22 protein-coding genes are annotated in these 26,034 nt (G+C 71.9%); 11 read left to right on the top strand and 11 right to left on the bottom strand.

All coding sequences use genetic code 11. The features are described from left to right. Position 1 precedes the first annotated feature (1 nt). Positions 2–541, bottom strand: a complete 540-nt coding sequence (locus ASG96_RS24550) for a helix-turn-helix transcriptional regulator (protein WP_082591737.1) — start codon at positions 539–541, stop codon at positions 2–4. On the opposite strand from ASG96_RS24550, the gene ASG96_RS11370 reads away from it, so the two are divergent. The 3 genes from ASG96_RS11370 to ASG96_RS11380 all read left to right on the top strand — a co-directional run bounded on the left by ASG96_RS11370 (position 453) and on the right by ASG96_RS11380 (position 3,589). Next, on the top strand, positions 453–2,051 hold the full coding sequence (locus ASG96_RS11370; protein ID WP_235509144.1) for an NAD(P)/FAD-dependent oxidoreductase: 1,599 nt from the start codon (positions 453–455) through the stop codon (positions 2,049–2,051). The genes ASG96_RS24550 and ASG96_RS11370 overlap by 89 nt on opposite strands. Further along, positions 2,048–2,494 (top strand): SRPBCC family protein, encoded by a 447-nt coding sequence (locus ASG96_RS11375; RefSeq protein WP_056758364.1) that lies wholly within the window; start codon positions 2,048–2,050, stop codon positions 2,492–2,494. The genes ASG96_RS11370 and ASG96_RS11375 overlap by 4 nt, the downstream gene beginning before the upstream one ends. A 144-nt stretch (positions 2,495–2,638) precedes the next feature. Beyond that, positions 2,639–3,589, top strand: coding sequence for a hypothetical protein (locus ASG96_RS11380; RefSeq protein ID WP_157610799.1), 951 nt, complete (start codon positions 2,639–2,641; stop codon positions 3,587–3,589). Positions 3,590–3,727: 138 nt separating this feature from the next. On the opposite strand, the gene ASG96_RS11385 is transcribed toward ASG96_RS11380, so the two are convergent. The 6 genes from ASG96_RS11385 to ASG96_RS11410 form a co-directional block, all read right to left on the bottom strand. Next, positions 3,728–6,022 (bottom strand): fibronectin type III domain-containing protein, encoded by a 2,295-nt coding sequence (locus ASG96_RS11385; RefSeq protein WP_057587977.1) that lies wholly within the window; start codon positions 6,020–6,022, stop codon positions 3,728–3,730. Positions 6,023–6,469: 447 nt separating this feature from the next. Then, entirely contained in the window at positions 6,470–7,702 is a 1,233-nt protein-coding gene (locus ASG96_RS11390) for an MFS transporter (RefSeq protein WP_056758356.1), read from the bottom strand. A gap of 52 nt (positions 7,703–7,754) precedes the next feature. Continuing rightward, positions 7,755–8,504: a respiratory nitrate reductase subunit gamma gene (gene narI, locus ASG96_RS11395; protein WP_057587978.1), complete on the bottom strand. Its 750-nt coding sequence runs from the start codon at positions 8,502–8,504 to the stop codon at positions 7,755–7,757. Then, positions 8,501–9,190 (bottom strand): nitrate reductase molybdenum cofactor assembly chaperone, encoded by a 690-nt coding sequence (gene narJ, locus ASG96_RS11400; RefSeq protein ID WP_056758351.1) that lies wholly within the window; start codon positions 9,188–9,190, stop codon positions 8,501–8,503. The genes narI and narJ overlap by 4 nt, the downstream gene beginning before the upstream one ends. After that, positions 9,187–10,878 carry a nitrate reductase subunit beta gene (narH, locus tag ASG96_RS11405; RefSeq protein ID WP_057587979.1) on the bottom strand — a complete coding sequence of 564 codons (1,692 nt, stop codon included), beginning with the start codon at positions 10,876–10,878 and terminating at the stop codon, positions 9,187–9,189. The genes narJ and narH overlap by 4 nt, the downstream gene beginning before the upstream one ends. Then, a complete protein-coding gene (locus ASG96_RS11410) occupies positions 10,878–14,654 on the bottom strand; it encodes a nitrate reductase subunit alpha (RefSeq protein WP_056758345.1) in 3,777 nt (1,258 codons plus the stop codon). The genes narH and ASG96_RS11410 overlap by 1 nt, the downstream gene beginning before the upstream one ends. A 256-nt stretch (positions 14,655–14,910) precedes the next feature. Between ASG96_RS11410 and ASG96_RS11415 the strand changes: the two genes are divergently transcribed. From ASG96_RS11415 to ASG96_RS11425, 3 genes are all read left to right on the top strand, one after another. Continuing rightward, a complete protein-coding gene (locus tag ASG96_RS11415; RefSeq protein WP_157610801.1) occupies positions 14,911–15,687 on the top strand; it encodes a metalloregulator ArsR/SmtB family transcription factor in 777 nt (258 codons plus the stop codon). 64 nt (positions 15,688–15,751) lie between these two features. Continuing rightward, positions 15,752–16,156 carry an ANTAR domain-containing protein gene (locus ASG96_RS24220; RefSeq protein WP_057587981.1) on the top strand — a complete coding sequence of 135 codons (405 nt, stop codon included), beginning with the start codon at positions 15,752–15,754 and terminating at the stop codon, positions 16,154–16,156. Further along, positions 16,153–16,548 carry a nucleoside 2-deoxyribosyltransferase gene (locus tag ASG96_RS11425; protein WP_057587982.1) on the top strand — a complete coding sequence of 132 codons (396 nt, stop codon included), beginning with the start codon at positions 16,153–16,155 and terminating at the stop codon, positions 16,546–16,548. Before ASG96_RS24220 ends, ASG96_RS11425 begins: the two co-directional genes overlap by 4 nt. On the opposite strand, the gene ASG96_RS11430 is transcribed toward ASG96_RS11425, so the two are convergent. Both ASG96_RS11430 and ASG96_RS11435 read right to left on the bottom strand, forming a co-directional pair. Beyond that, positions 16,545–16,781 carry a hypothetical protein gene (locus ASG96_RS11430; RefSeq protein ID WP_056758334.1) on the bottom strand — a complete coding sequence of 79 codons (237 nt, stop codon included), beginning with the start codon at positions 16,779–16,781 and terminating at the stop codon, positions 16,545–16,547. The two genes, ASG96_RS11425 and ASG96_RS11430, sit on opposite strands and share 4 nt — an antisense overlap. A gap of 39 nt (positions 16,782–16,820) precedes the next feature. Next, complete coding sequence (locus ASG96_RS11435) at positions 16,821–17,267, bottom strand: hypothetical protein (RefSeq protein ID WP_056758926.1); 447 nt, start codon at positions 17,265–17,267, stop codon at positions 16,821–16,823. Between the two features lie 249 nt (positions 17,268–17,516). On the opposite strand from ASG96_RS11435, the gene ASG96_RS23235 reads away from it, so the two are divergent. Next, positions 17,517–17,699 carry a hypothetical protein gene (locus ASG96_RS23235; RefSeq protein ID WP_157610805.1) on the top strand — a complete coding sequence of 61 codons (183 nt, stop codon included), beginning with the start codon at positions 17,517–17,519 and terminating at the stop codon, positions 17,697–17,699. A gap of 137 nt (positions 17,700–17,836) precedes the next feature. Here ASG96_RS23235 and ASG96_RS23795 read toward each other — a convergent pair whose 3' ends face one another. Further along, positions 17,837–19,609, bottom strand: a complete 1,773-nt coding sequence (locus ASG96_RS23795; RefSeq protein WP_057587983.1) for a serine/threonine-protein kinase — start codon at positions 19,607–19,609, stop codon at positions 17,837–17,839. A 202-nt stretch (positions 19,610–19,811) separates the two neighbouring features. Here ASG96_RS23795 and ASG96_RS11445 point away from each other — a divergent pair, with 202 nt between their 5' ends. The 4 genes from ASG96_RS11445 (at position 19,812) to ASG96_RS11460 (ending at position 24,197) form a co-directional block, all read left to right on the top strand. After that, the gene (locus tag ASG96_RS11445) at positions 19,812–20,909 is read left to right on the top strand and encodes a YihY/virulence factor BrkB family protein (RefSeq protein ID WP_056758329.1); all 1,098 of its coding nucleotides are present in this window, start codon (positions 19,812–19,814) and stop codon (positions 20,907–20,909) included. 84 nt (positions 20,910–20,993) lie between these two features. Further along, complete coding sequence (locus ASG96_RS11450) at positions 20,994–22,208, top strand: aromatic acid exporter family protein (protein WP_082591740.1); 1,215 nt, start codon at positions 20,994–20,996, stop codon at positions 22,206–22,208. A gap of 490 nt (positions 22,209–22,698) precedes the next feature. Beyond that, positions 22,699–23,094: a MerR family transcriptional regulator gene (locus ASG96_RS11455; protein WP_056758323.1), complete on the top strand. Its 396-nt coding sequence runs from the start codon at positions 22,699–22,701 to the stop codon at positions 23,092–23,094. Between the two features lie 65 nt (positions 23,095–23,159). Continuing rightward, a complete protein-coding gene (locus ASG96_RS11460) occupies positions 23,160–24,197 on the top strand; it encodes an aldo/keto reductase (RefSeq protein WP_057587985.1) in 1,038 nt (345 codons plus the stop codon). A 49-nt stretch (positions 24,198–24,246) separates the two neighbouring features. Here ASG96_RS11460 and ASG96_RS11465 read toward each other — a convergent pair whose 3' ends face one another. Beyond that, entirely contained in the window at positions 24,247–26,016 is a 1,770-nt protein-coding gene (locus ASG96_RS11465) for a hypothetical protein (RefSeq protein WP_057587986.1), read from the bottom strand. Positions 26,017–26,034: the final 18 nt, after the last annotated feature.

Raw genomic sequence — 26,034 nt, forward strand, 5'->3', positions numbered from 1 at the left:
CTCAGAGCAGGCGGAGCTCGCGCCCCCGCGACACGGCGTCACGTCGCTTCGCGACACCGAGCTTGCGGTAGACAGCGGCGACGTGCGTCTTCACCGTGTTGGTGGACACGCACAGCTCGTCGGCGATCTCGGCCACCGACATCATCGTCGTGAGCCAGCGCAGGACGACAGCTCGCGGTCCGTCAGCGACTCGGCGACCGAGCCGTTGTCGTCCCGTTCGAGCGACACCCAGGCGGTGCGCCTGCCCGCGCGGCGACCCCAGATGGTCGACACCGGCATGAGCCACATCGGCTTCCGTGTCGTCGGACGACCGGCGGTCGGGCCCGACCCCGGACGAACCGTGCTCCCTCTCGCGAGTCCCTCGTAGCCGACGACCTGGGGCGGCGAGTGCCGCCTCGGGTTCGTTCTGTCGTCGACGGGGTACGTCGAGCACGACCGGACGGAGGGACATCGTGACGACGACGGACGCCGTGGTCATCGGCAGCGGACCCAACGGGCTCGTGGCGGCCAACCTCCTCGCCGACGCCGGGTGGTCGGTCATCGTCCTCGAGGAGCAGGACCGGCCCGGAGGGGCGGTGTGGAGCGACGACTCCGTCGCGCCGGGGCACGTGCACGACACCTTCAGCTCCTTCTACCCCCTGGCCGCAGCCTCGCCGACCATCCGCGGGCTCCGTCTCGAGGAGCACGGGCTCGCGTGGGCTCACGCCCCGTCCGTGCTCGGGCACTCGTTCGGCGACGGCCGGTGGGGCGTGCTCCACCGGGACCGGGCGGCGACCGCGTCAGCTCTCGACGACGACGCACCCGGCGACGGCGACGCGTGGCTCGCCCTCTGCGACACGTGGGACCGGGTCGGTGACGACGTGCTGCGCGGCCTGCTGAGTCCGTTCCCACCGGTTCGGGGCGGCGCCGGTCTCGCCCGCCAGATGCTCCGCTCCGGCGGTCTGGAGCTGCTGCGCGAGATGGCGATGCCGGCCCGGAGCCTGACGGAGCGGCTCTTCCGGGGAGAGGCGGCGCGCATGCTCGTGGCGGGCAACGCCGGTCACGCCGACATCGGCCTCGAGTCCCCGGGCTCGGCGGCCATGGGTCTGCTGCTCGCGCTCCTCGGCCAGACCGTCGGCTTCCCCGTCCCGCGCGGTGGCGCCGGCCGGCTGTCGACCGCGATGGTCCGTCGTCTGGAGACCCATGGTGGCGAGCTGAGCCTCGGAGAGCGGGCCGAGGGCGTACGCGTCGAGCGAGGTCGCGCGGTCGCCGTGCGCACCGCCGGACGCGAGATCCGGGTCAGGCGTGCCGTGCTCGCGGACGTGTCGGCGCCCGCCCTCTACGGCGGACTCGTGCCGTGGGCCGACCTGCCCTCGCGGCTGCGCCATCGGATGGAGCGCTTCGAGTGGGACCCGTCGACCGTCAAGGTCGACTGGGCCCTCGGCGGACCGGTGCCGTGGGAGGGCGCACCCGCGGCGGCCCCGGGCACGGTGCACGTCGCGGACTCCATGGACGAGATGACGTTGGCCGGGGCACAGGTGGCAGCCGGCCTCGTGCCGGACCGACCCTTCCTGCTCGTCGGTCAGATGGGCGCGGCGGACGCCACGCGCGTCCCGGCCGGGGGAGAGGCGCTGTGGGCCTACACCCATGTGCCCCAACGGGTTCGGGGTGACGCGGCCGCGGGTCGACCCGGCATCCGCGAGGTGCGCGGCATGTGGGACGAGAGCGACCTGGACGCCATGGCCGAGCGGATCGAGGCGCGCCTCGAGAGCCGCGCGCCCGGCTTCCGCGACCGCATCACCGCCCGGCGGGTCCTCGGCCCGCACGAGCTGGAGGCGCTCGACGGCAACCTCGTCGGCGGGGCGATCAACGGCGGCACGGCGGGGCTGCACCAACAGCTCGTCTTCCGACCGGTCGCCGGATCCGGGCGCGCCGAGACGCCGGTCAAGGGCCTCTTCCTCGCGTCCGCGTCGGCCCATCCCGGCGGCGGCGTGCACGGTGCGTGCGGAGCGAATGCCGCACGGGCTGCCTTGTTCCACCACACGATCCAACTCCCTTGGAGGCGCACGTGAGCACGACGACCCGCACGATCCACGGCAGTCCGGACGCGGTGTTCGACGTCCTCGCCGACGGGTGGAGCTACAGCCAGTGGGTCGTCGGCGCCTCGCGCGTCCGTGACGTCACACCGGGCTGGCCGGCGCCCGACACCCACATCCACCACTCCGTCGGTGCCTGGCCCCTGCTCATCGACGACACGACGACGGTGCGTCGGTCTGAGCGGCCCGAGCTGCTCGAGCTGACCGTGCGCGCGTGGCCGTCCGGTGAGGGGGTCGTGCGCATCACCTGTCGCGCGGACGGCGCCGACACCGAGGTGACGATGGAGGAGGACGCGACCAAGGGGCCTGCGGTGCTCGTCCCGAAGCCGGTGCGCGACGTCGTGCTGGACCGCCGCAACCGGGAGGCGCTCCGGCGTCTGGCGATCCTCGTCGAGCGCGCCCAGCCAGATCCTGCCTGACGACGCCCCTCGAGCCCCGGGGCGACGCGTGCACACCGCCCGGCTGGACGGTTTTGCGGGAATCTTGCGAATCGCCTGCGCGAGTCTTGAACAATCCGGACAATTCGGAGGGCTGGTCCTCGTCCCTCGTCCCGGAGTCCCCACATGCTCACCACTCCTCGTGCCCGCTCGCCCCGACTCGTCGCCGGGGCCCTTGCACTGGCGGGCACCGCCGTCGCACTGCTGGCGATGGCTCCCGGGGCCGCGGCGGCGTCCACGCCGAGGGCGGTGAGGACCGTGACCCCGGCGCTTGCCACCCCGGCGTCCTCAGCCCAGGACACCCGGGCGATGTGGGTGTGGGACACGAGCACTCCCGCGGCCACCGTCGACCTCGCCGCGAGCACCCGCATCGACCAGCTCTTCGTCGCCGTCCCGCCGAACCTCGCCACCTCCGGCCAGCTGCCGAACATCAGGGCGCTGAGCGACCGGGCCCGCGCCGCGGGCATCCGCGTGGACGCCCTCGGTGGCGACCCCGGCTGGGTCGACAACCCGACGTGGGTCATCACCTACTGGCTCAAGCCGGCCAAGAGCTCGGGTCTCTTCACGGGCATCCACGTCGACGTCGAGCCCTACTCCACCTCCGCGTGGTCGACCGACCGGCCGAGCGTCGTCGGCAGGTACCTCACCCTGCTCGACAAGCTCCATGCGAACGCCGGCACCTACCCGATCGAGGCCGACATCCCCTTCTGGTTCGACACGGTTCCCGCCGTCGCGACCACCGGCGCGGCCTCGACACTCGACCGCGAGATCATCAAGCGCACGGCCGGCGTGACGGTCATGTCCTACCGCAACACGGCGACCGGCACCGACGGGACGCTCGGCGTCGCCGCTCCCGCCCTCGCCGCCGGCGCGTCGCTCGGCAAGCCGGTGCGCCTCGGACAGGAGACGAACTACCTCGGCGCGACCGCGGTCGACACGAAGCAGACGTACTTCGGCTGGACCCGCACGGCGATGGAGGCCCAGCTGGCCCAGGTGAACGCCGGCGCGAGCGGCTACGCGACCTACGCCGGGTTGGCGATCCACGACGCCTCCGGGTACGCCGTCATGGCTCCGTGACGCGGGCGGCGACGACTCAGAAGCCCGCGATGCCGACGATGCCGAAGAGGAACGCGATGAGCAGGGGCCCGGCCAAGGCGGACACGTCGGCGGGCTCCACCGTGGCCGGCGCCCCTCCGTGGGGGTGAACGCCGGGTCTCAGGTGAAGCTGCCGAATCCCGTGGAGACGAGGACCCGGCTCGTGAAGCTGCCCGTGCCGGTGCCCGTGTAGACGTAGAGGTAGCCGTTGGGCGCGAGGGCCAGCAGGTCCTTCCGGCCGTCGCCCGTGAAGTCGTCCATGCCGGCGAGCTGGGTGAAGGCGTTCCAGCCCTTGCTCGTGCCGATCTGCTTGCGGTAGCGGAACCCGCCGGAGCCGTTGCCGGCATAGAGCCAGAGGGTCCCGTCGTTCCTCCGGGCGACGAGGTCGTTGTGCCGGTCGCCGTCGAGGTCACCGACCCCGACGACGGTGGTGAAGGACTGCCAACCGCTGCCGATCTTCTTCGGTCCCCAGAAGCGCGCCCAGTCCCGGTTGGCCCAGAGGTACAGGTCGCCGTTGTCGGCGATCGTCAGCACGTCGGCCTTGGCGTTGCCGTCGAAGTCACCGGGCGTCACGATGTGGCGGTACCTGTTGAACGTCGAGGGGGAGATCGAGTTGAACGCGACGAGCCGGTTGCCGTTGTAGGCCCACCACGACTCGTCCCACCCCGTGTAGGTCACCGACAGGACGTTGCCGCCGAAGAAGTCGTCGCCCGGCCTCGCGAGGGCGGGCAGCAGCGTGCGCACGTCGCCGAGGCCCGAGCCGACCTTGGCGCTGCCGGTGATGCCACCGATCCCGTTGCCGCGGTAGAGGTAGGCGACGTTGCCGTGGCTGACGCCGATGATGTCGGCGCGCCCGTCGTTGCTCACGTCACCGGTGATGAAGAGTCGCTGCCGCGGGCGGGGCGTCGCCGTCGCGACGCGCGCGGGGCCGAGGCCGGCCGCGTTCCTGGCGCGCACCGAGAAGCTGTATGCCGTGTGGTTCGCCAGCCCGGTCACGGTGAGAGTGCGGGCGCTCCCGCCGACCGTGTAGGTCCTGCCGCCGGGTGAGACGGTCACGGCGTAGCCGGTGACCGCGCTGTTGCCGACGTCGGTGGGCGGATCCCACTGCACGCGGGCCGACCGGTCGAGCGGGACTGCGGCAAGGAAGGAGGGCGCCGTCGGCGCGGCGACCACCGAGAGGTCGAGGGCTGCGATGCCCACGGTGTGGGTGGACGGGCACGACCGGTTGCAGGTGAGTGTGCCGTCGTGGCGGTACTCGCTGTAGTTGCCTGCCCTGTCGCGGAGCACGACCGCGTCGACGTACCAGGTCCCGGTGCTCACCGTTGGTACCCGTCCGGACGCGACTCCGGAGCCGGTCGCCGAGGTCGCGAACTCCCACCAGGAGGGGCTCTGGAAGCCCGTGGCCGCCCGGTACTGGACCGTGACCGAGGCGAGGGACTCGTCGGCCGCCGCGTAGGACAGGGTGGCGGTCGAGCCGCTCGTCGTCGGACGTGTCGTCCAGGCGATGCGGGAGAGCACGGGGGACTCGACGTCGACGGACGACCCGGTCACCGTGACGGTCGTCGCCGCGAAGGGGAGCGTGTGCGTCGAGGGGCCACTGGCGCTTCCCTGCGGCCACACCTGGACGGCGCCCGAGGAGCGGTACGTCGCGCTGTTGCCCGCCAGGTCGCGCACATAGACGGAGTCGAGCCGGTACGTCCCGTTCGGCACGGACGTCGGCACGACCCCGACCACGGTGCCGTATGCCGCCGGGTCGCCCGTGAGACGGAAGGTGTGGCTCCCGTCGGTGAAGACGGCATACGCCATCGAGCCCAGGGACGTCACGGGCGGGTGCGCCTCGTCGAGGCCCAGCCGGAGGCGGGCTTCCGAGCCGACAGCGGCGCTCGGTGAGGCGAGCGTGACCGACGTGACCAGCGGCGCGTCCGAGTCGGGCGTCGAGCCCGTGACGGCCAACGACACGTCCAACGGGAGCTGGTGCACGGCGCCTGGGCACTCGGGCACGCAGGTCATGGTGGTCGGCGAGTACGTCGTCGTGTTGCCCGACTCGTCGCGGACGGTCAGGGTGTAGAGCGTGGTGGGCACGTCGGCAAGGCCGTCGGGCACGGTCGTCGACGCGACGCCGGTCAACGGCAGCTGGTCACCGAAGTCCCACTCCGTCCGTCGTCCCGCTGCGTCGACGAACGAGGCGACGATCGAGACCGTCGGAGAGGCGTCCGTAGCCGAGTACGAGATCGTGACGGGATCGCCCGGTCCCACGTCCACGGGCGACGTGAACGCGACCGAGTCGAGCCGAGGGGCGACGTCGTCGACCGCCCAGGCAGCGGGAGCGGCTGCAGTCGTCGCGGCCGTGGTCGCCGCGACTCCCACGGCCAGGAGCGCTGCCAGCCGGCGACGGGCGTGGGCGTACGAGAACACGAGTCCCCCTGTCGGACGAATGAAACGAGCGCAGCATACGGCCTGACAGCACCGAGATGCCGGTTCCGGCGAAAGCGCGCCGGTGTCCGGTTCATCCGTGTTCGACGAGGGTTCACGGACTCGCCACGTCGAGGGCACCGCGACCACGAGCGCAGTCCCTAGCGTCGAGGGGTCAGACCGGACCCGAGCGAAGGACACCCCCATGCACGTACGCCGTCTCCTCGTCCGCCTGGCCCTGGCCGGCCCGCTGGCAGCAACGACCTTGACCTCACCGTCGCCGCGGAGGAGGGGCCCTTCCTGCGTGGCTTCGCCGGTCACCTCGAGACGGGGCGCGCGTCCATCAGTGAGCCGGCCCTGGGCCACGCCGACGACTGAGCGCCCGCTGCCGTATGCCGGGTGGTCCGGCACCGTGGTCGAGCGACCCCGGTGCCCGGTGCGTCCTCGGCCTCAGGCCGTGCGGCTTCGACGGTCGGGAGTGCGGATGCCGAGCTGGGAGAAGACGAGCGCGGTGCCGGCCACGCACGCGAGCAGGGCGAGCCCGAGACCGTACTGGGGGAGGACCTTGTCGTAGGTGGCGCCGAGGACGAGCGGCGGGAAGTAGCCGCCGAGCCCTCCAGCGGCGCCGACGAGACCGGTCACGCTGCCGACCCGCTCGACGGGGGCGGCCTTGGCGACCCAGGCGAACACGCCGCCGGTGCCCAGACCGAGGAAGAAGGCGATCGAGACGAACGAGAGGCCCGCGGGCAGCTCGAGCGGAGGTCGGAGCGCGAGCACGACGGCGAGCGCCGTCGTCCCGGCGAGCGAGATGCCGAGGACGGCACGAGGCCCGATGCGGTCGCTGAGGATGCCGCCGATCGGCCGGGCGACGACTGCCGCGATGGCAAACCCCGCGGTGCGCGTGCCGGCTGCCGTGAGGTCGAACGCGTAGACGTCCTTGAGGTAGGTCGGCAGGTACGTGGAGAAGGCGACGAAGCCGCCGAAGCAGACGGCATACAGGAACGACATCTGCCACGTGATCGGTAGGCGCAGCGCCGCTGCGAGCTTGGGCACGACGGGGTCGGTGTTGGGCCGCCAGAGCGGCGAGTTGCGCATCCAGGTCCAGCAGATGGCCGCCGTCGCGGCCAGGGCGACGGCGAGGATGACGTGCGTCGCCGTGTAGCCGAACCAGGTGACGAACCTCGGCGTGAAGAACGCCGACAGCGCGGTGCCGCCCATCCCGGCCCCGAAGACGCCGGTGGCGAACCCGCGCCGGTCGGCCTGGAACCACGCGTTGACGAAGGGGATGCCGACGGCGAACGTCGTGCCGGCGATGCCGAGGAAGAATCCGAAGACGAGCATCAGGGTGAACGAGCCCGCGTTGCCGGCGACGGCGACGAGGAGCACGAAGGGGATGCTGGCGAGCGTGAGGATCGGGAACATGATGCGGCCGCCGAAGCGGTCGGTGAGGGCGCCGGCGAGGATGCGGCCGACGGAGCCGACGAGCACGGGAGTCGCGACGAGCAGCGCCTTCTGGCTGCTGCTGAGCCCCATCTGCTCGGTGTAGCGGACCCCGAGCGGACCGATGATGTTCCACGCCCAGAACGTCACGGTGAACGCGAACAGCGCGAGCGCGAGGTTGCGGTTCTGCCCGGTCAGGTCGGGTGCGGCGCCCGCTCGGGGCGTGGCCGCGGTCTGGCTCATGGTGGCTCCTGGACGAGGGGTGGGTGGACGGAGGCCGAGGTGCGGGGCGCCCTCAGGGGCGACGGTCGCGGTCGGAGGTGCCGACCCCGCTCCAGCCGGGACGGCTGGAGCGGTTGCCGGAGGTCCCGCCGTCGCGCGAGCGGTAGACGATGTAGGGCCGGAACAGGTAGTGCAGCGGGGCGGTGAAGGCGTGCACGAGCCGCGTGAACGGCCACAGGGCGAAGAGCAGCATCCCGACGATCGCGTGGACGTGGAACTGGACCGGCGCCGCGGCCATCGCGGAGACGTCGGGGCTCAGCAGGAAGACCGACCGGAACCAGGGCGACACCGTCTCGCGGTAGTTGTGCGCCTCGGATCCGGCGCCGACGCTGACGAGCGTCGTCCAGAGGCCGAGCACGATGGCTGCGACGAGCAGGACGTACATCAGCTTGTCGTTCTTCGTCGTCGCCATGAACACGGGTCCAGTCGTGCGGCGCCGGTAGACGAGGATGAGGATGCCGACGAGCGTGCACAGCCCGGCGAGACCGCCGAAGAGCAGCGCGTTGAAGTGGTAGAGCCCCTCGCTGACACCGACGGCCTCGGTCCACGACTCGGGGATGACGAGTCCGCCGACGTGGCCGACGAAGACGAGCAGGATGCCGAAGTGGAAGAGCGGCGAGCCGATGCGCAGCAGGCGCGACTCGTAGAGCTGCGACGACCGGGTCGTCCAGCCGAACTTGTCGTAGCGGTAGCGCCAGATCGTCCCTCCGACGAGGCTCGCGACGCAGAGGTAGGGCAGGACGCCCCAGAGGAAGGTGCTCACGAGCCTCCTCCCGTCGTCGTGCCAGACGGGACCGCTTGCAGCGGAAGCAGCCTGGGGTCGTAGGGCTCGAGCCCGACCGACTCCGTCGGGTGCGGACCGGTCATGCCGACCATCTCCATGACCGCAGCCCGGTCGGGTGGCGACTCCCCGGGAAGGGTCGCGCACACGGCGACGACAGCAGCGGCATACGGACTCTGCTTCTCCTGCAAGGCGATCCGCAGCAGCTCGAGGCTTGCGCGGTACTCCTGCAGCAGCGCGACGCCGGCCGCCGCGTCGACGCGTGCCGCGAACTCGAGCACCATCGGGAGGTAGTCCGGCAGCTCGCCGTGCGTGTCGACGACCGCACCACTGCTGCGGTATGCCGTCTTGAACCGTCCCAGCACCTCGCCGCGTCTGCGGGTGTCGCCGTCGGTCCAGTAGGACAGGTAGAGGGCGTGCTTGCGGCTGAGGTCGAACGTGTCGACGTAGGCCCGCTGCAGCTCGGCCAGGTCGGCTCCGTCGAGGTGGGCGACGAGACTCGACAGTCCCGTGGCCGGCGGCGAGTCGCCCTGCTCCGCAAGTGCATCGCGCATAGAGGGGATCGCTGCGAGGAGGTCGCCGGACGGGTAGTCGAGGCAACGCCCCGCCACGAGGTGGACGACGCGGTCGTCCCGGCGTGCCGCCGCCCGGCGCCGTCGGCCGATCACGGTGCGTCGCCGTCCGTGCGGCCGGGGAAGAGTCCCGGGGGTGCGCCGTTGCCGTCCCAGTTGAGCAGGTTGACCCGCCCGGTCAGCGCACCCGACGGGCTCGTCGAGATCGCCGTGTCGGAGGTCTGCCGCTGCTTGAGGGCGTTGAACGTCTCTACCGCCACGGGCGCCGGCCGGCCGCTCGCCTCACCGAACGGACCGGACTCGTACATCCCCGGCCCCTCGTCGAAGTCGAGCGAGCAGCCGATCTCCTCGAGCTCGTGGGCGCGCTCGACGTGCGCGGTCGGGATGACGTAGCGGTCGGCGTACTTCGCGATCGCCATGAGGCGGTACATCTCGTAGAGCGTCTCCTCGGTCATGCCGACCGCCTCGGGGATCGCGGGGTCGCCGTCGCGGCCAAGCGACACGTCGCGCATGTAGGCGCGCATCGCGGCGAGCTTCTGCAGCACACCCGTGATGATGTCGGTGCGCCCGGCCGTGAAGAGCTCGGCGAGGTAGTCGACGGGGATGCGCAGCGCCTCGATCGCGCCGAAGAGCACGGTGCGGTCCTCGGCGTCGTGGCCCTGCGACGAGAGCACGTCGACGATCGGCGACAGCGGCGGGACGTACCAGACCATCGGCATCGTGCGGTACTCCGGGTGGAGCGGCAGCGCGACGCGATAGGTCTTGGCCAGCGCGTAGACGGGCGAGCGCCGGGCCGCGTCCATCCAGTCGTCCGGTATGCCGTCACGCCGGGCCGCCGCGACGACCTCGGGGTCGCTCGGGTCGAGCAGAAGGTCGAGCTGGGCCTCGTAGAGGTCGCCCTCGTCAGGTGTCGCCGCCGCGGCCGTGACCCGGTCGGCGTCGTAGAGGAAGAGCCCGAGGTAGCGCAGCCGGCCCACGCACGTCTCGGAGCAGACCGTCGGCAGGCCCACCTCGACCCGCGGGTAGCAGAAGGTGCACTTCTCGGCCTTGCCGCTCTTGTGGTTGAAGTAGATCTTCTTGTACGGGCAGCCGGTGATGCACTGCCGCCAGCCTCGGCACCGGTCCTGGTCGACGAGGACGATGCCGTCCTCCTCGCGCTTGTAGATCGCGCCGGAGGGGCACGAGGCCATGCACGACGGGTTGAGGCAGTGCTCGCAGATGCGGGGGAGGTAGAACATGAAGGTCTTCTCGAGCTCGAAGCGGACCTTCTCCTCGGACTCGCGCCGGACCGAGGCGTTGAGCTTGGCCACGATCGGGTCGAGGTGGCCCATCGCGCTCGAGCCGCCGAGGTTGTCGTCCCAGTTCGCCGACCACGTGATCTTCGTGTTCTCGCCGGTGATGAGCGACTTGGGGCGGGCGACGGGGAAGTCGTCACCCAGGGGCGCCTCGATGAGGGTCTGGTAGTCGTAGGTCCACGGCTCGTAGTAGTCGGCGAGCTTGGGCTGCACGGGGCTGGCGAAGATGCCGAGCAGCTTCTGCACCCGGCCGCCGGCCTTGAGCCTGAGGCTGCCGCGGTGGGTCAGCGTCCAGCCGCCCTTCCACGTCTCCTGGTCCTCATAGCGGCGCGGGTAGCCCTGGCCGGGCCGCGTCTCCACGTTGTTGAACCAGACGTACTCGGTGCCGGCGCGGTTGGTCCACGCCTGCTTGCACGTGACCGAGCACGTGTGGCACCCGATGCACTTGTCGAGGTTCATCACCATGCCCATCTGGGCCATGACACGCATCAGTACGTCACCTCCTGCGAGCGCTTGCGCACCGTCGAGACCATGTCGCGTTGGTTGCCCGTCGGCCCGAGGTAGTTGAACGTGTAGGACAGCTGGGCGTAGCCGCCGATGAGATGGGTGGGCTTGACGAGCAGCCGCGTCACCGAGTTGTGGATGCCGCCGCGGCGACCGGTGGCCTCCGACTTCGGGACGTCGATGGTGCGCTCCTGGGCGTGGTGGACGTAGACCACGCCCTCCGGCATACGGGAGCTGACGATGGCCCGCCCCACGAGCACGCCGTTGGCGTTGAGGCACTCGACCCAGTCGTTGTCGGCGACGTCGATCGACCCCGCGTCCTGCGGGCTCATCCACACCGTCGGGCCGCCGCGCGAGAGCGAGAGCATGAGCAGGTTGTCCTGGTACTCCGAGTGGATCGACCACTTCGAGTGCGGGGTCAGGTAGCGGACGGTGACCTGCTTCGAGCCGTCGGGCCCGAGCCTCGGCTCGCCGAAGAGCCGGTGCATGTCGAGCGGCGGACGGTAGATCGGCAGTGCCTCGCCGAGGTCCTGCATCCAGTCGTGGTCGAGGTAGAAGTGCATCCGGCCGGTCAGGGTGTGGAAGGGCTTGAGCCGCTCGATGTTCACGGTGAAGGGCGCGTAGCGCCGACCGCCGGTCTCGGAGCCCGACCATTCCGGTGACGTGATGACGGCGACGGGCGCGACCTGCGTGTCGGCGAAGGTGATCCGCTTCTCCTCCGACCCCTCGGCGAGGTCGACGAGCTTCTTGCCGACCCGCTCCTCGAGGGTGCGGAAGCCCTGGACGGCAAGGTGGCCGTTCGTCGTGCCCGAGAAGGTGAGGATCGCCTCGGCGAGCTTCTCGTCGGTGTCGATCGCCGGCCGGCCGTCACCGGCGCCGCCGAGCATGACGCCGTTCTTGGCGGCGAGCCGGGCGACCTCCTCCTCGACCCGGTAGGTGACGTTCTTGACGGTGAAGCCGAGGGTGTCGGCGAGCGGGCCGACGGTGGCGAGCTTCTCGCTGATCGCGGTGTAGTCGCGCTCGACGAGCTGGAAGACCGGCATCGTCCGGCCCGGCACGCCGGGCTGTCCGGTCGCACGCCAGTCGACGGCCCGTCCACCGGGCTGCGCCGTCTCGCCGGGGGTGTCGTGCATGAGCGGCACGCTGACGAGGTCCTTGCGCACGCCGAGGTGGGTGCGCGCGAGGTCCGAGAGCTTCTCGGCGAGGAGGTGGAAGAGCTCGAAGTCGCTCTTGGCCTCCCACGGTGGGTCGATGGCGGGGGTGAAGGCGTGCACGAACGGGTGCATGTCGGTCGAGCTGAGGTCGTGCTTCTCGTACCACGTGGCCGCGGGCAGGACGATGTCGGAGAGCAGGGTCGTGGACGTCATGCGGAAGTCGGCCGAGAGCAGCAGGTCGAGCTTGCCCTCCGGCGCCTCGTCGTGCCACGTCACCTCGGACGGCCTCGGCGCCAGGGGGTTCTCGCTGCCGAGGACGTTGTGGTGCGTGCCCAGAAGGTTGCGCAGGAAGTACTCGTTGCCCTTGGCCGAGGACCCCATGAGGTTGCTGCGCCAGAGCACGAGGGTGCGCGGCCAGTTCTCCGGGGCGTCGACGTCCTCGATGGCCGAGGTCAGCGTGCCGTCGTGGAGGGCGCCGGCCACGTATGCCGCGGGGCTGGCAGCGGTGCCCGCGTCGACGGCGGCCTCGGCGTCCTCGGCGACCTGGAGCGGGTTGGTGCCGAACTGGGGGTAGAACGGCATCCAGCCCATCCGGGCGGACTGCGCGATGGTGTCGGCCGTGTGCTTGCCGGCCAGATGCCCTCTGGCGAGAGGCGAGTTGAGCGAGTCGGCCGAGTAGCCGTCGTTGCGCCACTGGTCGGTGTGCATGTACCAGTACGACGTACCGGTCATGGTGCGCGGAGGACGGCCCCAGTCGAGGGCGTTGGCGAGGGAGATCCAGCCCGTGATCGGCCGGCACTTCTCCTGCCCGACGTAGTGCGCCCACCCGCCGCCGTTGCGGCCCATGCAGCCGGTGAGGACGAGGAGCGAGAGGATGGCACGGTAGGTCGCGTCTCCATGGAACCACTGGCAGATGCCCGCGCCCATGATGATCATCGAACGGCCTTGCGACTGCTCGGAGTTCGTGGCGAACTCGCGGGCGATGCGGATGCACTGCTCGGCCGGCACGCCGGTGATCTCGGCCTGCCAGGCGGGCGTGTAGGGGGCGGTCACGTCGTCGTATCCCGTCGGCCAGATGCCCGGCAGTCCCGGCCGCGCGACGCCGTACTGCGCGAGCATGAGGTCGTGGACGGTCGTCACGAGGTGTCCGCCGACGCGGCGGGCGGGGACGCCGCGACGCAGGACCGACCCCGTGCCGTCGGGCTCGACGAAGGCCGGCAGCAGCACCTCGACGGCCTCGGCGCCGTCGCCCGCCATCGTGAGGGCGGGTGTCACTCCGTCGAGGTCGAGGTTCCACCGCCCCTTGCCGGAGTCGGCGTAGCGGAAGCCCATCGAGCCGTTCGGCACGACCGGCTGGCCGGTCGTCCCGTCGAGCAGCACGGTCTTCCACGCGTCCTCGTCGGGAACGGTGCTGCCCTCGGCAGCCAGGTCGGCGGCAGTGAGGAACTTGCCGGGCACGAGGGGAGCGCCGGCCCCGTCACCCGACGCGGCGGCATACGCCTCCTCGGGGGCCTCGAGGCGGACGAGGAAGGGGAGGTCGCTGTAGGTGCGCACGTAGTCGGTGAAGAAGGGGACCTCGCGCTCGACGAAGAACTCCGTGAGGAGCACGTGGCCCATCGCCATCGCCAGCGCCGCATCGGTGCCGGCCTGTGCGGGCATCCACTCGTCGGCGAACTTCGTGTTGTCGGCGTAGTCGGGGCTGACCGTGACGACCTTGGTGCCGCGGTAGCGGACCTCCGCCATCCAGTGCGCGTCGGGGGTGCGGGTGACCGGGACGTTGGAGCCCCACATCATGAGGTAGGTCGCGTCCCACCAGTCGCCCGACTCCGGCACGTCGGTCTGGTCGCCGAAGACCTGCGGGCTCGCGACGGGCAGATCGGCGTACCAGTCGTAGAAGCTCGTCATGACGCCGCCGATGAGCTGGATGAAGCGGGTGCCCACGCAGTGCGACACCATCGACATAGCGGGGATGGGCGAGAAGCCGGCGACGCGGTCGGGCCCGTACTCCTTGATCGTGTGGACATGGGCGGCGGCCGCGATCTCGACGGCCTCACCCCACGACGCGCGCACGAGCCCGCCCTTGCCGCGGGCGCTCTGGTAGCGCCGCCGCTTGTCCGGATCCGTCGTGATCTCGTGCCAGGCGTCGACCGGGTCGCCCAGGCGGGCCCTGGCCTCGCGGTACATCTCGAGCAGGACGCCGCGGACGTAGGGGTAGCGCACCCTGGTGGGGGAGTAGGTGTACCAGGAGAAGGCGGCACCGCGGGGGCAGCCACGCGGCTCGTACTCGGGTCGGTCAGGACCGACGGAGGGGTAGTCGGTCTGCTGCGTCTCCCACGTGATGATGCCGTCCTTGACGTAGACCTTCCACGAGCAGGACCCGGTGCAGTTGACGCCGTGCGTCGAGCGGACGACCTTGTCGTGGCTCCAGCGGTCGCGGTAGAAGACGTCACCGGCGCGACCACCCTCCCGGAAGACGGCCCGCCCGTCGTCGGACTCCTCCCACCGGGTGAAGAAGCGGCCCGCCCGGAGCAGGGCGGCCGAGGCCGGGCCGTCCACCCCGCCCGGGGCCGTGCCGGTGCTCCGGAAGGCCGCGCTCACGGGTGCCACCCCGGTCCGGGGCGGTGACGGGGCAGGAGATCCATGACTCCTCCAAATCGACGACGGGGTTCATCGAAAACGATCGGCTGCGGCGCGTCCGGGCGCCTCCGTGGCGACGCCCCGGTGACCCCGAACGTCCGCAACGCTACTGGTCCCAAGCAGTTTCGGCGCGGCAATCGCGGGGCTGAGGCGTGGGTTTCTCACCCGGCCGCCCGGCGCGACGGGTCGTCATCTATCCTCCAAATCAACGAAATGGAGGACCGACGTGGCAGCAAGCACCCGGAGTGAGGTCATGGCGTCGTCCACGCGTCGAGCGATCATCGACCTGCTCGCCGCCGCGGCCGACACCGCGGACTCGACGGGCGACGTGGGCGCCGTGGGCGCGGAGCGCGGTCCTGAGCGCCACGGGCTCAGCGCCGCCGAGGTGGGTTCCGCCCTCGACCTGCACGTCACGACGGCCCGCTTCCACCTCGAGCGCCTCGTGGCGGTCGGGGTCGTGGAGAGCCTGCAGCGTCGCGGCGCCGTGGGCCGGCCGCGCAAGATCTACGTCGACGCCCGGAGCCGGCGACCCGGCCTCGCCAGTGCCGAGGCCCTCCAGGCCTTCACCGAGCTGTTGACCAGCGCCTGGTCCGCTGCCGAGGACGGCACTCCCGGCGACCCCGAGCGCGCCGGCGAACGGTGGGTCCGGGAGCGCGCCGAGGAGCCGGCTCCGCCGGTCGCGGGCACCCGCGGAGCGTGGCTCGGCAAGGTCGGCATGGCCGTCGACCTGCTCGACGAGTGGGGCTACCAGCCGGAGCTGGGCACGTCCGCCGGGGGCCGCACCGTCGAGCTGACCCTCCACGACTGCCCCTTCCTGACGATGGCCCGGGCCCACCCCGAGATCGTGTGCGGCATCCACCGGGGTCTGATCCGCGGCACCATGGCGGCGGTCGGCGAGGACGGCGCCGACGTCGAGCTGCGGCCCTTCGTCACCGACCGCACCTGCTCGGCGCGGCTCACGACGGCCGCCACCTTCCATCGCGCGGCGCCGCAGCGGACCTGATCCGAGGTGGGTGCGGACCGTGACACGGCGAGATCTCCGGACGGATGCGGGGTATGACACCGGCGTGAGCACGTCGTCGTCCCGACCCGACCGGGGCCGTCCCGAGGGAACGTCCCGGTCGACCGCGGTCAGGGCACGGCTGGGACCCGGGCGCGGGCACCCGAGCGACGGCATCGACGTCGCCGTGGCCGTCGACCTGGTGATGCTCCACCGCGGCCTGACGGCCGAGGAGGCCCACGACCTGCTGCGGGCGCACGCTGAGGCGAGCGGCCTCGACCGGCCCGCGTGGCTCGACCGGCCCGCGTGGTTCGAGCGGCCCGCGTGGCTCGAGCGGCCCGCGTGGTTCGAGCGGCCCGCGTGGCTCGAGCGGCCCGCGTGGCTCGACCGGCCCGCGTGGCCCGACCGGCTGTCGGGCCGTCGTGGCAGGGTGTGTGGTCCCCGCCCCGACGATCCCTGGAGGTGCCCGTGAAGGTCTACGTCGCTGGTCAGCTGCGCGACACGCAGGCCGTCAGGGCGGTCCAGCGCGAGATCGAGCACGCCGGACACACGCTGACGCACGACTGGACCCACGACCTCGAACTCTCCGACGGCTACGCCGACCAGCCCGCGCGGTCCGCGGAGACCGCGCGGACCGACCTGAGCGGCGTCATGACGGCCGACGCGGTCGTCGTGCTGGCGTCGAGCGCCGAGCCCGGGCGGGGTCTGTTCGTCGAGCTGGGGGCGGCCCTGGCGCGCGCCGAGCTCGGTCGGCTCGACCACGTCGTCGTCGTGGGAGAGATCGTCCACGAGAGCGTCTTCCACTTCCACCCGCGCGTGCGCCGGGTGCGAGCCGTCGACGAGTGGCTCGCCGACGTGTCCTAGGGAGCCGGTGGAGTCTCGCCGTTGGCCACGGCCTCGACCCAGTCGACGGCCGCGTCCGTGAGGCGCAGCACTCCGTCCTCGTCGACGTCCACCCACGAGGCCTCGGGGTCGACGGGACCGTCGACCCGGGTGATGTCCTCGACGACGTGCATCGGGAGCGGCTCGCCGTTGTGCGCGACGAGCCAGTCGCGCGTGTCGGGCCGCACCGCCGACCACCACGTCTCGAGGGACATGGGACCACTGTCGCAGCACTCGACCGTGCCCGTCGAGCCTCAGTCGCCGGGGCCGAGCACCCGGGGCGCGGGTGCGAGCAGGCGGCGCACCGCGGCACGGCTGACGAGGAGGGCGAGGATGAGCAGCGTCACCGACACGAACCCGCCGAGGCTGACGCTGTCGCCGAACACGACGTCGATGGTCTTCAGCACGACGAACTTGCTCCCGACGAGGACGCCCCACAGCAGGAGCCCCGCGGCGACCTTGCCCGCGGTGCTGCGGGCCGACCTGAACCGACCCCTCGCACGCTTCTTGACCGCGACGACGACCTCGAGCACGGCCTTGAGGAGGACGGCCGTGAGCAGGGACAGGGTGAAGGTCTCGCTGATGACCGCAGGGAGGTACTCGACGAAGAGGTTGAGCACGACGACGTAGACGAAGACGTCGACGACGTCGGCGGCGCGCCCGTCGGTCGGGCGGGGCGGGCGAGGCTCCGGACCGGGCACGGGTCCCACGGTAGGGGCGCATCGACGAGGTGGCCGTGACATCGCGACCGATCGGCTCGTTGGGGCAGGGCAATCCGGATCCGCCCGACGGCGTCACCGGAGTCAACTGACCATCTCTTGCACTTTCCTTGAGACTTTCTTGCGGAAATCGGGGCATTAGCGACGTAACCGACGATTGGGGCTGATACACCTACTCCTGGGACACCGGTCACTGGGTTGAGCCGGGTGCCACGACCAGGGAGAACCACGATGAGCGCAGTGACGGCGGCCGACGACGAGACCATCGTGGCCGTGATGACCGGCAGCGAGCGGGCAGCGATGCTCGAGCGTCTCGCGCAGGCATGCACGACGAGCGTCGTGGCCCCGGTCGGCGCGGCGCGGAACCGAGTCGGGCACTCCGCTCGTTCACTGGTCATGTGGCGTTGCCCCTGACGGGTCCTCCCGTCAGCCGCCGGGCCGCACCCGAGCACCCCGTCGTCCGCGGCGCCCCGCCCCAGATCTGAGGCACGGCCACCCGAACGCGGTCGGCGGGGGCTCGGCCCGCCCCGGCGCCGGCCGTCGGCCCGACATCAGAGTCGGCGGCTGCTCAGCACCGATGAGCGGTCGATCTTGAGGGTCCCGCCGTCGTCGACGAGCGAGTAGGACGTCCGCTCCTCGTAGCGGCGTCCGTCGTCGAAGACGTAGCGCAGGGTCGCGACCACCGAACCCGGAGCCGACCCCGTGGCCTGGCGCACGTCGACGGACGTGATCGAGCTCCAGAAGCGCTCGTAGGTCGCACGGCTGCCGGAGGTCGTCGAACGGTAGCGGTCGGTCAGGCGTGCCCACCCGGCGTCCGTGTCACCCGGGAGCAGCGCGTAGTAGTCCCGCACCGCGCGCGCCAGCTGAGCGTCCGTGGTCCCGGCCGGTGCCGTGGTCGGCGCAGCCGTCGAGGGCCTCGGCGACGACGTCGACGGCCTGGGGCTGGGGGGCGTGCTCGGCGAGGCGGCCTGGGCCTTCGACGTCGTGGGAGCCGTCGTGGTGGGTCGCGGCGTCGTGCTCGGCGCCCTCGGGCTGCTCGTGGCGACGGGGGGTGCGGCCACGTCGCCGGCCTTCCCGGCGTCGCGCTGCAGGCCCCAGACGGCGAGACCCGCACCGGCGAGCACCACGAGGGCGAGGAGCACCAGGATCGCGGCCCGACGTCGTGCAGGATCCTCGCCCTCGCTCCCGTCATCGTCGGCCCCGGTGGCGTCCGCGGGTGCCGCCGCGGGAGTCCTCGGCGGCGCGCCGACGGCAACCCGGGCGGCTGAGGCAGGTCGAGGGGCGCTCGGGATCTCACCGCCGAGGTCGTCGGTGACGTCCGCCGGCGCGCTGCCCGCAGCGGCACCCCCAGCGGCACCCGCTGCCGCACCGGCGACGCCGGGTCGGCCGACTCCGTCCTCCCGGGACCGGGGACCGACGGGAAGGACGCGGGTCCGGCTGACACGGTCCTCGCGCTCCTCGCGGGCGTCGGCCGGTGACGGGGCCACCCCGCTGGGTGGCCGGCGTCCCGCGGCGACCTCGGCGAGGTTCGCCGACACCTCCTGCATCGACGGACGGTCGTCGGGCGCGGCGGCGAGCATCGCGAGCAGGACCGGGGCGAGGGGCCCGTCACCGGGCGGCGTGATCGAACCGGATGCAACGCGGTGCAGCAGGGCCATCGGGTTGTCGCCGGTGCCGAACGGAGGAGCGCCCTCGACGGCCGCATACAGCGTGGCTCCGAGGGAGAAGACGTCCGAGGCCGGACTCGACGGTCCTCCCCGTGCGACCTCGGGCGCCAGGTAGGCCGGGGTGCCGGTCACCATTCCGGTCGAGGTCAGGGACGCGTCGCCGAGGGCGTGGGAGATGCCGAAGTCAGTGATGCGCGCCGTGCCGTCCTCGGCGACGAGCACGTTGCCGGGCTTGACGTCGCGGTGCACGATGTCCGCTCGGTGGGCGGCGGCCAGCGCGGACGCGAGCTCTGCGCCGAGCTTGGCGACCTCGCGCACCGGCAGGGGTCCTCGCTCGACAAGCAGGGCGTGCAGGCTCCGTGACGGGAGGTACTGCATCACGAGGCAGGGCTGGCCGTCGTGGTCGACGACGTCGAAGACGGGCACGGCGTTCGGGTGGTGCAGACGCGCGGTGTTGCGGGCCTCGCGCATCGCACGCTCGTGTGCGACGCGCGCGTCGGCCTCGCCCAGACCGACCGGCGAGTGGAGCTGCTTGAGGGCCACGGCGCGGCTCAGGCGCTCGTCCCAGGCCAGCCACACGTGTCCCATGCCACCGGAGCCGATCCGGTTCATGAGCCGGTAGCGCCCGGCGATGAGGTCAGGCTCCTGGCCCACCATGCTGGCTCTCTCCCTCTGGTTGGTGTGGCTCGTGCTGCGGTCGGGTGCAGCGGGCCTCCGGGGTGACGACCCCAGGCAGTCCCGGACGTTCGCCCAGTGGTTCGTACCCAGACCAGCGCCCCATGCTGCCATTGCGCCCCGACGTGCCGGGACCGGCCCCCGTCGCTGTGCGGCCGCGCCGCTCACTGGGTACGCACCGGGCATGGCACCAGCAAGCGACCCCTCACGCAGCAGCAGAGGCCAGGCCGAGCCAACCAGCGCGGGCGACGCCGCGCACGGCGACGTGAACGACTCGGACCACGAACGCGAGCACGATCCGGACCACTCCAGCGGGCCCTCCGGTCCAGCCGACCTCCCGCGGGCCTCCCTCGTGGCGGCCGTCAAGCGGGCTCGGGTGGAGTTCAAGCGCGACAACCTCACCGACCTCGCGGCGTCCCTGACGTACTACGGCCTGCTGTCGATCGCGCCCGCCCTCGCGGTGCTCGTCGCAGCCCTGGGGCTGCTCGGACGCGACGCCACGTCAGAGGTCGTCAAGCAGGTCCAGGCCATCGCACCCGGGTCGAGTGCCCAGTTCGTGCAGACGCTCATCGCCCAGGCCCAGGCGAACCGGACGAGCGCCGGGCTCGGCGCGGTCCTCGGCCTGCTCGTGGCCCTCTGGTCGGCGTCGGGCTACGTCTCGGCCTTCATGCGGGCCTCCAACGTCATCTACGACATCCCGGAGGGACGCCCCCTCTGGAAGACAGTGCCGATCCGTGTCGGCGTGACCCTCTTCGCCGTCGTCGTCATGGTCGTCAGCGCCGTCATCGTCGTCGTCAGCGGACCGGTCGCCGAGCAGGTCGGCAACCTCATCGGCGCGGGGGACACGGCCCTCGTCGTCTGGGGCGTCCTCAAGTGGCCCGTGCTGCTCGTCCTGGTCTCAGTGCTGTTCGCCGTGCTCTTCTGGGCCAGCCCGAACGCGAAGCAGGGTGGCGTGAAGTGGGTCAGCCCCGGGGGCATCATCGCCGTGGTCATCTGGCTCGTCGTCTCCGGTCTCTTCGCGCTCTACGTTGCCCTCTTCTCGTCCTACAACAAGACCTACGGGTCTCTCGCCGGCGTGATCATCTTCCTCGTCTGGCTGTGGCTGACCAACATCGCGATCCTGCTCGGTGCCGAGGTCAACGCCGAGCTCGACCGGAGCCGGGCGATCGCCGAGGGCGTGCCCGAGGACCTCGAGCCGTTTGCAGAACCTCGAGACACCCGGGCCATGGACGACATCGACAAGCGGGCCGTGGCCGAGGCCTCCGAACGCAGGTCGAGCTGAACCTCCTGCCCCGTAGAGTGCGAAGGGTGGGAGACGACGCACGCCCCCGGCCGTCCGACCGGCGCCCCGCAGGGGTGATCCCGCATGAGCCAGTGGCGTGACGACACGAGACAGCGGGTGCGTGCCCTACGACGGGCGTTCCACCAGCCCGGCCCCGAGCGCGACGCCCTCCTGCTCCTCGTCAAGGCCGCGATCGCGACCGTTCTCGCCTGGCAGTTCGCGGTGCGGGTGCTCGACAGCCCGGTCCCGTTCTACGCGCCGATGGCCGCCCTGCTCGTCGTCGACCGCACCATGGTGCGTTCCCTGTCCGCCAGCGCCCAGCGGATCGCGGCCGTCGTGCTGGGGCTCAGCGTCGCGTGGGTCGTCGCGACGGTCTTCGGCGTGACGTGGTGGACGATGTTCGGGGTCATCCTCGTCGCGCTCGTCATCGGGCGGTGGTCGCGACTGGGGGAGCACGGCATGCAGGTGCCGGCCATGGTCCTCCTGTCGCTCATCACGGTCGGAGGCACGGACGAGCAGTTCACCTACCTGACGATCGTCGAGACGGTCGCCGGAGGCGTCATCGGCGTCGCGACCAACGCGATCGTGTTCGCACCGCTCCACCTCACCAAGCCGCGCCAGCGGGTGTCCGCCCTGGCTCGGCAGGTGCGCGAGCTCCTCGAGGAGATGGCCGAGGGACTGCGTGGCGACTGGGACGAGCAGACGGCTCGGCGGTGGTACCGCCGGGGCACCGAGATCGGTGACAAGGCGCCGTACGTCGTCGACGACATCCACACGGGTCGTGAGAGCACGCGCTTCAACCTGCGCGAGAACCTCCGTCCCGCGGACGTCGACTGGGACGGCTACGAACGCACGGTCACGACCCTGCGGCGGACCGTCTGGGAGGTCACGGGGATCGCACGGACCCTCGTCGACGCCGCGGACGAGCGACGTCGCGGGCCGGCGCCGTCCGACACCTTCGTCGCGGAGTACGCCGTGGCGCTCGACGGCATGGCGCAGGCCGTCTCGCAGCTCGGCCGACACGACGACGACGCGACCACGAGGTTCGACGCGGGGACGGCGAAGGCCCGCGAGGTCCTCACGACGCTGCGCGAGCAGGTGCGCACGACGCCCCTGGAGGACCCCGAGCAGTGGCCCGTCTACGGCTCGCTCATCAGTGACTCGCTGCGGGCCGTCGACGAGCTCGAGTCGGCGCGGGAGTCGGCGGTCGTCCCCGGCGACACCGCGTCGCTGCGGCCCCCGGCGTCCGGGTCCGGCGTATGGGCTCGACTCCGACGCGGGGCAGGGCACCGCTCCTGACACCAGGGCTACCGACGCGTAACCCCCGGGGGTGTCGTCTCGTTCCCAGAGCACGTGGCCACGAGGTCCGCGTCCAGCACGGTCGCCCGCGGCCCGTGCGGGGTCGGGGGACCCACCGTCCGGTCGTCCGCCGAGGAGAGGAGCGCCCCGTGCCTGCAGCGACCCAGCTCGCCCCCGGCCTCCCACCCGACCTCCCACCCGACGCCGCTTCGACGCGGACGCCGACCCCACGCGTACACCATCGTCCCGTCGCTTCTTCGGGGGGTGTCCGGTGAGGCGCGACGGGTGCTCGGAGCGCAGCGGCTCCAGCTGGGAGTGCTGGACGTGGCCGGCCGCACAGCAGCGGCGTCTCACCCCGGCGCGCGGCGTCGGCCGGCGTCGGCAGCGGCTGCTCCGAGCGGCCGTCTGCCGGCCGGTGGCGGGTGGCCGGGAGCAGGACAGCAGTCCTCCCGCTTGACTTCGAGTGCGCTCGAAGCGTCAGCATGGTGCAGTGACCGTCATCGCACCGCCCCAGGGCCTGACCATCGCCGAGGCCTCCGAGCGCACCGGCCTCACGACGCACACCTTGCGCTACTACGAGCGCGACGGGCTGATGCTGCGCGGCGTCGGCCGCACGAGCTCGGGTCACCGCGTCTACACCGAGCGCGACCTCACCTGGGTCCGGATGCTGACGCGCCTACGCGCCACGGGAATGCCGATCCGCGAGGTCAAGGCGTATGCCGCCCTCTGCCGGCAGGGGGACGGGAACGAGACCGAGCGCCTCGCCCTGCTGCAGAACCATCGGGCGCGGGTCCTCGCGCAGCTCGCCGAGGTGACCGAGCACCTCGGTGCCATCGACAACAAGATCGGGATCTACCAGTCGACGCTCGAGCGGACCGAGTCCTGACCGTGGCGCCTGCTGGCGCCCCACGTCTTGACCTCGAGCGCGCTCGAAGGGTTTGACTCGGTCACATGACCCACGAACACGAGACCACCACCACCCGCGCAGCACGAGCACCGCTCGGCACCCGCACCCTCGGCACGACGTCGCCGCTCGTCGTCTCGACCATCGGCCTCGGCTGCATGGGGATGTCCGAGTTCTACGGGACCGGTGACGAGGGCGACGCCGTCGCGACCATCCACCGCGCTGTCGACCTCGGCGTCACCTTCCTCGACACGGCCGACATGTACGGCCCCTTCACCAACGAGAAACTCGTCGGGCGGGCTCTCGTCGGTCGCCGCGAGGACGTCGTCCTCGCCACGAAGTTCGGCAACGAGCGGGCCGAGGACGGCACACGGCTCGGCATCAACGGCCGTCCCGACTACGTCCGGCGGGCCGCCGATGCCTCGCTCCGGCGACTGGGGGTCGACCACATCGACCTCTACTACCAGCACCGCGTCGACCCGACCGTCCCGATCGAGGAGACCGTCGGCGCGATGGCCGAGCTCGTCGAGGCGGGCAAGGTCCGGCACCTCGGGCTGTCGGAGGCCTCCCCGCGGACGATCCGGCGCGCCCACGCTGTCCACCCCATCACGGCACTGCAGACCGAGTACTCCCTGTTCACCCGTGACATCGAGGACGAGATCCTCCCGACGCTCCGCGAGCTCGGCATCGGACTCGTGCCGTACTCGCCGCTCGGCCGGGGCATCCTCACCGGTGCCATCGCCTCGGCGGACGACCTCGAGGCCGGGGACTCCCGTCGCACGGCGTACTTCCCGCGCTTCCAGGGCGAGGCTCTCGAGGCGAACCTCGCGCTCGTCGGGCGGGTCCGTGACATCGCCGAGTCGAAGGGTGCGACCGCCGGGCAGCTCGCGCTCGCCTGGGTCCTGGCCCGGGGTGAGGACATCGCGCCGATCCCCGGGACCAAGCGGGTGCGCTACCTCGAGGAGAACGTCGGCGCCACGTCGCTCGTGCTCACCGCCGACGACCTCGCCGCCATCGACGAGGCCGTGCCGCGGGACGCCGTGCAGGGCGCGCGATACGGCGACATGTCCAGCATCGACGCCTGAGCGCCCTTGCGGCGACGGGGGGTCCGGCGACGACGTGGTCGTCCCGGGCCTACCGGCGGACGACGTCGCGCAGGTTGACGACGAGGACGACGACGGCCACGGACACCAGCACCCAGTACGTCAAGGGCTGCCAGTTGCCCGCGAACTCGCCGACGAGCGCCACGAGGCCGATCACCGCGACGACGCGGACGGCATACGCCAGGAAGTAGCCGCGGGTGAAGGCCTCGATGCCGAGGACGAGCACGAGCAGCACGGCGGCACCGAGCGGACGGTCGGTGATCTCCGGCTTGAAGAAGCCGGCGATCAGGTAGAGGACGATCGGCGTGCTGACGACGGCCCAGACCGCCAGCAGCCGGTCCCGCGAGCGCTCGCCCGCCGCGATCGGGGTCCGGCGGTGGGACAGGTGGGCGTGCGGCGAGGGAGTGGGAAGGCCGTCGCGCAGGGCGCGTTCCATCCGGGTCCGTTCGTCGCGCAGTCTCACGGCGTCCATGCGCAGCGCGGTGACCGCGTGCTCGTCGGGAGCCAGGGCGCGCACGTCGGGGCTGTCCGGCCCGAGCCCGGCCGCGCGCGTCGTCAGGGCGTGGACCCGAGCGTCGGACTCCTCGGTCAGGTCGGCGAGCTGCTGGTCGATCTCGTCGATGCGGTCGGCGACGAGGGCCGCCTCGGCCTCCGGGCTGGGCGCGACCTTGGCGAGCGCCGCCCAGCCGACGGGGTCGCCCCAGGACAGCCGGACCGTGGCGTTGCGCTCGTAGCGAGGGCCGGCGGGCCCCCGTTCGCCGCCGAGACGGTCCTTCGTGTCATGACCCCAGAGCCCCCGGTAGTCCCGGACCCAGGGCGTCTGCTCGTCGATGACGACGGGGTCCCAGGCCAGCTCCGCCGACGGGCCGATCGACGGGCCGTCGCCGCGCGCGTAGTCGATGTAGGGGATGCCCAGTCCGGCGCCCTGGGCCGCTCGCGCCCACGGGGCGAAGAGCTTGGCGAGGCGGCGCACGGCGGGGATGACGCCGCCCCACGACGGGGGTGCGACCGTGATGAGGTAGTCGCCGGGCAGGTAGGCGCCCGAATGGGATCCGGCCCCTGCGAAGACCACGGGGTGGCGCCCGTCCACGGTCGTGAGGTCGGGGTCGTCCCAGCGGCGCCGGAGGTCGTCGCCGGTCTCGTCGTGGGCGCTGAAGACGACCCACCGCGGTGGGGGCAGGCCGTCGTCGTCGAGCGTGCCCGTGCCGTCGAGGAAGACCGTCACCTGCTCCCAGTCGGCCTCGTGCTCGTTGACCCCGGAGAAGCCCGAACGCCAGTTGTTGAACGCGTAGAAGAACCAGTACTGGCACACCACCCAGCCGTCGCTGCGCACCACGCGGCCGTAGTACGTGGGGCGGTCGGGGGACAGGTGCTCGCCCTGGGCGGCGTACGCGGCTGCGGCGCTCCCGCCCGGCACCGACCCGCGGAGCAGGAGCGAGACCCGGCTCAGGGTGTCGATGGTGCGTCCGAGGAGCCCGACCTGGGCGAGCCGGTTGCCGGCGCGGAAGCTCGGTCGGGCGCCCGGAAGGATGCGGCGCAGCCGGTCGGTCCACGACCGCGGCTCAGCGATCCCCGACAGCGAGAGGCCCGGTCCGTCGTGGTCGGCGCCGTGGGCGGCCAGTGCGGTCAGGTCGATCGTGCCCGGGCCGGCGAGGACCGTCGTCACCCCTGCCTCGTCGCGGATGAGGCTCGCGTGGGTCACGTACGCGTCGACGGCGACCGGGAGGAAGTACTCACCACGGGTGAGGCGGACGACGGGCTCGTAGGCCCGGAGCAGGCGGAGGTCCTCCTCATGCGTCATGGCGTCCACCTGTCACCC

Source organism: Terrabacter sp. Soil810 (assembly GCF_001429645.1).
Classification (GTDB): domain Bacteria; phylum Actinomycetota; class Actinomycetes; order Actinomycetales; family Dermatophilaceae; genus Terrabacter.

Bases quoted from the DNA above. Each gene is read 5' to 3' on its own strand.
- ASG96_RS11445 (WP_056758329.1), top strand. From the start codon at position 19,812: ATGGCACCAGCAAGCGACCCCTCACGCAGCAGCAGAGGCCAGGCCGAG.
- narH (WP_057587979.1), bottom strand. From the start codon at position 10,878: ATGCGTGTCATGGCCCAGATGGGCATGGTGATGAACCTCGACAAGTGC.
- ASG96_RS11450 (WP_082591740.1), top strand. From the start codon at position 20,994: ATGAGCCAGTGGCGTGACGACACGAGACAGCGGGTGCGTGCCCTACGA.
- ASG96_RS23235 (WP_157610805.1), top strand. From the start codon at position 17,517: ATGAGCGCAGTGACGGCGGCCGACGACGAGACCATCGTGGCCGTGATG.
- ASG96_RS11390 (WP_056758356.1), bottom strand. From the start codon at position 7,702: ATGAGCCAGACCGCGGCCACGCCCCGAGCGGGCGCCGCACCCGACCTG.
- ASG96_RS23795 (WP_057587983.1), bottom strand. From the start codon at position 19,609: ATGGTGGGCCAGGAGCCTGACCTCATCGCCGGGCGCTACCGGCTCATG.
- ASG96_RS24550 (WP_082591737.1), bottom strand. From the start codon at position 541: ATGACCGACCACCCGGCGTCGGCGAGGAGGTTGGCCGCCACGAGCCCG.
- ASG96_RS11465 (WP_057587986.1), bottom strand. From the start codon at position 26,016: ATGACGCATGAGGAGGACCTCCGCCTGCTCCGGGCCTACGAGCCCGTC.
- ASG96_RS11460 (WP_057587985.1), top strand. From the start codon at position 23,160: ATGACCCACGAACACGAGACCACCACCACCCGCGCAGCACGAGCACCG.
- ASG96_RS11380 (WP_157610799.1), top strand. From the start codon at position 2,639: ATGCTCACCACTCCTCGTGCCCGCTCGCCCCGACTCGTCGCCGGGGCC.
- ASG96_RS11430 (WP_056758334.1), bottom strand. From the start codon at position 16,781: ATGTCCCTCGAGACGTGGTGGTCGGCGGTGCGGCCCGACACGCGCGAC.